At 46.9% G+C, this 955-nt stretch carries 2 protein-coding genes; both read left to right on the forward strand.

The features are described from left to right. A partial coding sequence (locus R7040_RS25085) for an NAD(P)H-dependent oxidoreductase (RefSeq protein ID WP_318097370.1) occupies positions 1–471 on the forward strand: 471 nt, incomplete at its 5' end. A gap of 52 nt (positions 472–523) precedes the next feature. Then, a partial coding sequence (locus tag R7040_RS25090; protein ID WP_318097371.1) for a DUF2069 domain-containing protein occupies positions 524–955 on the forward strand: 432 nt, incomplete at its 3' end.

Raw genomic sequence — 955 nt, forward strand, 5'->3', positions numbered from 1 at the left:
GCAATTTTGCGTACAGTTGAAGAATTGTCACCTCACTCACACTCCCCTTCTGATCCAATTGTTACTCTAGAGGAACTGAAAAAGTGCGACGGTCTAGCGTTCGGTAGTCCCGTTTGGTTTGGCAATATGGCAGCGCCTTTAAAGCACTTTTGGGATCAAACCACCCCTTTGTGGGTTAGCGGTGACTTAATCGATAAGCCAGCTTGTGTATTTACCTCATCATCTTCGATGCATGGCGGTCAGGAGACCACACTTCAAAGCATGATGACGCCATTACTGCATCACGGGATGATGGTACTTGGTATTCCTTACGCTGAACCAGAGCTGCATTCGACCCAATCTGGTGGCACACCCTACGGTGCCAGCAGTGTAGGACACGAACCAAGTCTCACAGCAGAGGAGACTCGTCTGGCACAACAATTAGGTAAACGACTAGCAACAGCAGCGTTAAAGCTCAAAGCTTGTCACTAATACCAGTATTAATAATCAGTAGAATTGGTATCAATTCAAGGATAGAGAATCGATGTCTGACTCTTTCGAAGAACAACCACCACTTGGTGCTCAAGCTAAAACGTATCGCTACCTCGCTTTGTTCGGCAACTTAGCTTTATTAGCATGGGTCGCGATTTGGCAACTCGCTTTATCTCCTCACCCTCATCTGAGTAGCACAACACTCGCGATTGCATGGTGTATTCCGTTATTGCTACCGTTACCTGGCATCTTAGCGGGCAAACCTTACACGCATGCATGGGCGAACTTTGTCTTGATGCTGTATTTCTTGCACGCACTCACTATCTTGTACGTGGACGGTGGTGAACGGTGGTTGGCAGCGGTTGAGCTGGTGCTTACCTCTCTTGGTTTTGCTGGCAATATTTTATTTGCTCGTGCTCGAGGAAAAGAGCTAGGCCTTAAACTCAAACGCTTGTCACAAGTAGAAAAAGAAGAAAAAGCGAAG

It is taken from the genome of Vibrio sp. 1069 (genome assembly GCF_033340555.1).